Below are 6502 nucleotides of genomic sequence, written 5' to 3' on the forward strand. Positions count from 1 at the left end.
CTGCCCTCCGGCGCTGCGGCGACCGACGCGGTCAGGCCCCGGCGGCCTCTTCGCCCTCGGTGTCCGGGCGGATGTCGATACGCCATCCGGTGAGCCGGGCGGCCAGGCGGGCGTTCTGGCCCTCCTTGCCGATGGCCAGCGACAGCTGGTAGTCCGGCACGGTGACCCGGGCCGAGCGGGAGTCGTAGTCGACGATCTCGACCTTCGTCACCCGCGCGGGGGACAGGGCGTTGGCGACCATCTCGGCCGGGTCCTCGGACCAGTCGACGATGTCGATCTTCTCGCCCATCAGCTCGCCCATCACCTGGCGCACCCGACCGCCCATCGGGCCGATACAGGCGCCCTTGGCGTTGAGGCCGGGCTTGTCGGTCCAGACCGCGATCTTGCTGCGGTGACCGGCCTCGCGCGCGATCGCGGCGATCTCGACGCTGCCGTCGGCGATCTCCGGGACCTCCAGCGCGAAGAGCTTCTTCACCAGGTTGGGGTGGGTCCGCGAGAGCGTCACGGACGGGCCGCGGACGCCCTTCTTGACCGAGACCACGTAGCACTTGAGCCGCAGCCCGTGCTGGTACTCCTCGTTCGGGACCTGCTCCTGGGCGGGCAGGATCGCCTCGATCTTGCCGATGTCGACCAGCACGTTCTTCGGGTCCTTGCCCTGCTGGACCACACCGGTGACGATGTCGCCCTCACGGCCGGCGTACTCGCCGAAGGTGACCTCCTCCTCGGCGTCGCGCAGACGCTGGAGGATCACCTGCTTGGCGGTGCTGGCCGCGATCCGGCCGAAGCCGGTCGGGGTGTCGTCGAACTCGCGGGGGGTCGACCCCTCCTCGACCTCGTCGGGGTCCTCGGTGGCCCAGACCGTGACATGCCCGTTCTCACGGTTCAGCTCGACGCGGGCCTTGGACCGCGAACCCTCAGTGCGGTGGTACGCAATGAGGAGGGCCGACTCGATCGCCTGGACCAGCAGATCGAAGTTGATCTCACGTTCGCGGACGAGCCCGCGCAGGGCGCTCATGTCGATGTCCATGGCTACGCCTCCTCTTCTCTCTTCAGTTCTCTTCGGTCACGCCTCGCCGGAGGCGTGACCGTCCTCGTCGTCCTCGAAGTCGTCGTCGGCGACGTCCTCGAGGTCCTCAACGCCTTCAACATCTTCAACGTCTTCATCGGCAGCCGAGTCCTTGCGGTTGAACTCGATCTGCACCCGGGCCTTGGCGATCTCTGCGAAGGCCAGACGCCGCTCGGTGGCCTTGCCCCGGCCCTTGACCGGCGGGATCTCCAGCAGCACACCCTCGTCGTCCGACTCCAGCACCCGGCCGGTGACCTCGGCACCGGCGGTGAGCTGCACCTTGACCAGGCGCGTCGTGGCGCGCCGCCAGTGGCGCGGCTGGGTCAGCGGACGGTCGACACCCGGGGAGCCGACCTCCAGCCGGTACTCGCCGTCGCCCATCAGGTCGGAGGCGTCCAGCGCCTCGCCGAAGACGCGGCTGAGCTCGGCCACGGCGTCCAGGTCCACGCCGCCGTCGGCGTCGACGACGACCTCCAGGACGCGGCGTCCGCCGACCTTGCCGAGCCTGACCTCCTCGAGATCGGCGCCCGCCTTGGCGGCGAGCGGCTCCAGCAGCCCGTGCAGCCGATCGTTCTGGGTGGTGCTCATCCGGGTTACTCCTCGGCCGCGTCTGCTGTTGTCGGAAGGTCTAAGTGCGCCCATAGCCTATCCGGTCGGCCGTGCGTGCGCCGATTCGGCACAAATCACCGCGTGACTCCCACGTGTCCGACGCACGCGGTAACGTCCCTGCTCATGGCCGTTCTCCTTCGCCGCCGCAGCCTGCTCTCGGCCGGGCTGCTCACCGTTCTCACCGCGTGCGGAGGCACGACCGCGCAGTCGGCCTCGGGCTCCGGCGCCTCGTCGGTCGGCGTCGACCCGGACACGGCGGCCCGGCGTCGGGTGGGGGCGGCGATGACGGCGCTGCTGGCGGCCTACGACAACTCCCGTCAGGACACCCCTGACCTGCGACGGCTGCTTGCGGCAGAGCTGGCCACGGTCGATCCGGGCGCTGCGCGGGCCGCAGGCGCCGCGGGAGCCGCGAAGGCAGCGGCGAGCGCGCAGGCAACCGTCACCGCGAGCCCGTCGCCACGGGCCGTCGCATCCGTCTCGACCTCCGCATCCGCATCCGCCGCCGCATCGGCTTCCGGGTCGGCGTCCCCACGGGCGTCGGCCGCTCCGGTCAGCAACGCGGTGCTCGGAGCGCGCGAGTCGGCGCTCGCCACGCAGTGCGCCACGGAACTGCTCGCGGTCTCACCCGCGCTGGCCAGGCTGCTCGCGTCGGTGTCGGCGGGTGCGGCGCAGCGCGCGGTGGTGCTCGGCGCGCCCGCGCCCGCCACCGCGGAGCCGACGTCGGCTTCGGCCCCCGCCCATCTCAGCGCCGCCGAGCTCAGCTCGCTCCAGGCGGCGCTCGGTGCGGAGGACGCCGCCGTCTACGGCTACGGCGTGATAGGTGCGCAGCTCAGCGGCTCTGACCGGGACCGGGCGTCGACCGACTTCGACCTGCACCGGGCCCGCCGGGACGCCCTGTCCGCCCGGATCACCGCGGCGGGCGCACGCCCCCAGGCCGCGGCGGCGGCCTACGTGCTGCCGTTCGACGTCACCGACGCCGGATCCGCCCGGCGTCTCGCGGCTCTGCTGGAGACCCGCCTCGCGGCGGTCTACGCCAACGGCGTGCAGGCCGCGACTGGCGCACTGCGGACCGAGGCCGCCACCGAGCTCCGGGCCGCCGCGTTGCGCGGCCTCTCCTGGGGCGGGACCCCGACGGCCTTTCCCGGCCTCCCGGAGCCGGCCTCCTCGAGCTGAGGCGAGGAGGCCAAGGCCGGTCCCGGTCGCCCTTCCGGGGCCCGCTCGACGCCCGGCACCCGAGAGAGTGCCCTGGCCCGGGCCACCGGAGCGGGCAGTGGCAGCGCACAGCGGTCCGCACGGGGCAGGTGCCGGGAGCCGAGCGGCATGGTCGACAATGGGAATCGGCACGATCACCGAAGAAGGGCGAGCATGACGGCACCAGGCTTCCGTATCCCCGCCCGGCTCCAGGACACCGTCAGGCGCTGGACCGACGGCGCCGGAGAGGCGTGGTTGGCCGCGCTCCCGCGGCTCGCCGCCGAGAACCTGGAACGATGGGACCTCGTGCTGGAGCGGGTGTGCGAGCCCGGTGGCCAGATCAGCCTGGTGCTGCTGGTCCGCCGCGCCGACGGAACGCCCGCCGCGCTGAAGATCGGCTACCCGCACCCCGAGGGCGCCCAGGAGCACGCGGCGCTGGCGCACTGGGACGGTCACGGGGCGGTCCGCCTGCTGGAGTCCGCTCCGGAGGACGGCACCCTGCTGCTTGAGCGCCTCAACAGCGACGTGCCGCTGCTCTCCCTGCCGGAGAGCAAGGCCATGCTGGAGGCCCTCGGAGCGCTGCGGCTGCTCTGGGTCGCGCCTCCGGAGCAGCACGACTTCACCCTGGTCCCCGACTACGTGCAGGGGCTGCGCGCGGCGCTGGCCCGGCGTCGTGAACTGCCTGCCGCGGCGGAGCTCAGTCCGCTGGTGGACGAGGCGCTGGAGCTTTCCGCCGCGCTGCTCGCCGACGCGACCGCCCGCGACGAGCGGCTGCTGCTGCACGGCGACTACCACCACGGCAACGTCCTCGCCGCCGAACGTTCCCCCTGGCTGGCCATCGATCCCAAGCCGCTGGTGGGTGAGCGCGCCTACGACCTGGCCTGGCTGGCCCAGGACCGGCTGGAGACCCTGGCCGGCTCCCCCGGCCCGGAGGCCGCAGCCCGTCGCCGGTTGCACCGGCTGGCCGACGACGCCGCCGTGGACCGGGACCGGCTCCGCGGCTGGACCCTCTTCCGCACCGTCGAGGCGGGCCTGTGGAGCCTGGACGTCGGCGACACCCAACATGCCTCGCTCTACCTGGAATTCGCTGCCATGATCTGATCCCCGTCCGCTGCGATCCGTTCCGGTCGAACGACCGCATGGTCGAATGACCTCCTGATCGAACGACCACCTGATCAACCGCCCGTTACCGAGTCCGGAGTGATGAACCTGTGGCAGTGCCGCCACGCCGCCGACGGCTGACCGACGAGGAGATCGACCGGGCCTGGCACTTCAGCCCCTACCTGCTGCTGCCCTGGGTGCTGCTGGTGCTGGTCCCGCTCTACTCCGACGTGCTCCACGGGGGTTACCCCAGGCCGTCGTTCGCGCTGCTGGGTCTCGGGATCTTCGCGTTCCTGTACTGCGGCACCGTGGTGACCGCGCTGCGTCCGCGCCTCCACCACGCCCGGCTGCCGATGGTCTTCGCCACCCTGCTGGTGCCGGTGACCGGTGCGCTCGCGGGGTCGCTGACGCACGGGTTCCTGCTCTTCCCGTTGCTGGCGGCGGCCGGTGCGCTGGTGGTCCCTGGGCGTTGGCCGCTGCTGGTACTGCTCGGCGTGCCCGGCCTGGCCGCGCTGACCGCCTGGATGCGCGGCCAGTACGACGTGATCTTCTACGGTCCGCTCGGCAGTTTCCTCGCCGCCGCGCTGGTGCTGGCGATGTTCCGGCTCTCGGTGGTGACCGAGCAGCTCAGGGAGGCTAGGCGCGCCAAGGCAGACGAACCCGACGGGCGCTCCTGACCGGCGGGAACGGCAGCGGCGCGCCCATCACCGCGTACGGCAGCGGCGTGTTGGGGAACATCACCCGCCGGGCCAGGTCCTGGTAGCCGAGCGAGCGGTAGAGCCCGCGCGCCGGCGTCTCCCGGTCGACGGCGGAGAGGATCGTGCGCGGCAGCGGACTCGCCCCGCAGAGCGTGGTGATCAAGGCACGTCCCAGCCCCCGGCCCTGGTGGCGCGGATGGACGTGCAACTCGGTGACCGAGAAGGCGTCGTCGAGCCAGCCGTCCCTGCCATTGGCGGCGAGGTACGGCTCGATGACCGAACTCCACCAGTGCTCACGGTCGTTGGGCATGCCGTAGCCGAAGCCGACCAGCTCGTCCCCGTGCAGCGCCCCGAAGGCGCGCACACCGGGCACCTGTGCGTGGCGCAGGACGATCTGCAGCCGCACCGCCAGCTCTTCGGGAGTCAGCCCGAAGGCGGCGGCCTGGACATCGAGCGCCGCAGACGCCCGGGCGGCGAGATCGATCGGTTCGATCGTGACATCGTCCATACGCGGACGCTATCGCCTCGGACCGACGATCAGCCATCGGTGTCCGGATCGGACGTCCCGGCGGGGTCAGCGCGAGGATCAGCGAGCGGGATCGGCGAGCGGGTTCAGGGAGCGGGGATCAGAACAGCACGCTCATGAAGGCGCCGATCTCGGTGAAGCCCACCCGGCGGTAGGCGGCCCGCGCGACGACGTTGAAGTCGTTCACGTAGAGGCTGACGACCGGTGCGACCTCGCGCAGCGCGTACTCGACCACGGTGGCCATGCCGCTCTCGGAGTGCCCGCGCCCGCGGAACTCCGGTGCCACCCAGACCCCCTGGATCTGGCAGGCGCGGTCGGTGGCCGCGCCGATCTCCGCCTTGAAGACCACCCGGTCGCCCTCGAAACGCGCGAACGCCCGTCCGTTGGTGACGAGTTCGGCGACCCGGGCGCGGTAGAGCAGGCCGCCGTCACCGGCCAGCGGGGAGACGCCGACCTCCTCGGTGAACATCGCGACGCAGGCGGGCAGCAGCTTGTCCATCTCGTCCCGGCGCACCCGCCGGACGTGCGGGTCGGCGGCGATCTCCTGGGACGGCGCCCGGGTGGCCATCAGCGGCTGGCGGGGCCGGACCTCTCGGGCGGAGCCCCAGTGCGGTTCGAGCAGCGACCAGAGCTCGGCGGTGGTCTCGGCGGTGCCGACGATGGAGGAGCAGCGCCGGCCCTGACGGCGGGCCCGCTCGGCGAAGGCCTTCACCGCGGCGGGCGAGGCGCTGAGCGGCACCAGGTTGGCGCCCGCGTAGCAGAGCGCGTCCAGCCTGCCGTTCTCGAACCAGCCCCACATCTCGCCGCCGAGCCGCCACGGGTCGAGCCCGGCGATGTTGACGCGCGCGGCGACGAAGGCGTTCTCGATCGGGTCGCGCTCCAGCACCTCGAGGGCAGCGGGAAGGTCTGCGGGGGTCAGCACGCGCGTCGTGGCCACCGAACTGCTCAACACGGGGGGCACCCTATCCCTTCATCTCGTCCCGGCGACCCCCTGTGCCAGAACGAGCGCTCTTCCGAACAGCAAACCGGGATTGACGTTGGCCTGTACCACAGGCCCACGTCAACCCCAGGGTGACGACATTGGTGATCGATCGACCGGAACGGCCGGATCAGTTCGGACCAGCCGGCTCGTCCGGCACGATCACGATCGATCGATCAGTCACTGACTGGTCGCTCGCTGACTGATCACTCGCTGACGGCGACGGACGGGGCGCCCGACGGGGCGCCGGCGTCCTGCATCTGCTCGGCCAGCTTCATGGCCTCCTCGATCAGGGTCTCCACGATCTTCGACTCCGGCACGGTCTTGATGAC

The 6502-nt window shown here is 71.9% G+C and carries 7 protein-coding genes and 1 pseudogene; 3 read left to right on the plus strand and 5 right to left on the minus strand.

Going from position 1 to position 6502, the window contains the following annotated elements; translation table 11 throughout:
• Nucleotides 1–31: 31 nt before the first annotated feature.
• Complete coding sequence (gene nusA / locus ABH928_RS33910; protein ID WP_370072558.1) at nucleotides 32–1027, minus strand: transcription termination factor NusA; 996 nt, start codon at nucleotides 1025–1027, stop codon at nucleotides 32–34.
• 36 nt (nucleotides 1028–1063) lie between these two features.
• Nucleotides 1064–1654 carry a ribosome maturation factor RimP gene (gene rimP, locus ABH928_RS33915; protein ID WP_370072559.1) on the minus strand — a complete coding sequence of 197 codons (591 nt, stop codon included), beginning with the start codon at nucleotides 1652–1654 and terminating at the stop codon, nucleotides 1064–1066.
• 144 nt (nucleotides 1655–1798) lie between these two features.
• Here rimP and ABH928_RS33920 point away from each other — a divergent pair, with 144 nt between their 5' ends.
• From ABH928_RS33920 to ABH928_RS33930, 3 genes are all read left to right on the plus strand, one after another.
• Nucleotides 1799–2848 (plus strand): ferritin-like domain-containing protein, encoded by a 1050-nt coding sequence (locus tag ABH928_RS33920; RefSeq protein WP_370072560.1) that lies wholly within the window; start codon nucleotides 1799–1801, stop codon nucleotides 2846–2848.
• 192 nt (nucleotides 2849–3040) lie between these two features.
• Complete coding sequence (locus ABH928_RS33925) at nucleotides 3041–3967, plus strand: aminoglycoside phosphotransferase family protein (RefSeq protein WP_370072561.1); 927 nt, start codon at nucleotides 3041–3043, stop codon at nucleotides 3965–3967.
• Between the two features lie 110 nt (nucleotides 3968–4077).
• Entirely contained in the window at nucleotides 4078–4644 is a 567-nt protein-coding gene (locus ABH928_RS33930) for a hypothetical protein (RefSeq protein WP_370072562.1), read from the plus strand.
• Here the strand turns inward: ABH928_RS33930 and ABH928_RS33935 are convergent.
• From ABH928_RS33935 to ABH928_RS33945, 3 genes and pseudogenes are all read right to left on the minus strand, one after another.
• Nucleotides 4604–5173 (minus strand): GNAT family N-acetyltransferase, encoded by a 570-nt coding sequence (locus ABH928_RS33935; RefSeq protein WP_370072563.1) that lies wholly within the window; start codon nucleotides 5171–5173, stop codon nucleotides 4604–4606. The two genes, ABH928_RS33930 and ABH928_RS33935, sit on opposite strands and share 41 nt — an antisense overlap.
• A 118-nt stretch (nucleotides 5174–5291) precedes the next feature.
• Nucleotides 5292–6140, minus strand: coding sequence for a GNAT family N-acetyltransferase (locus ABH928_RS33940; protein ID WP_370072565.1), 849 nt, complete (start codon nucleotides 6138–6140; stop codon nucleotides 5292–5294).
• Nucleotides 6141–6376: 236 nt separating this feature from the next.
• Nucleotides 6377–6502: pseudogene (locus ABH928_RS33945) on the minus strand (4-hydroxy-3-methylbut-2-en-1-yl diphosphate synthase); the annotation flags it as partial.

This window comes from Streptacidiphilus sp. MAP5-3 (genome assembly GCF_041262505.1).
Classification (GTDB): Bacteria; Actinomycetota; Actinomycetes; order Streptomycetales; family Streptomycetaceae; genus Streptacidiphilus.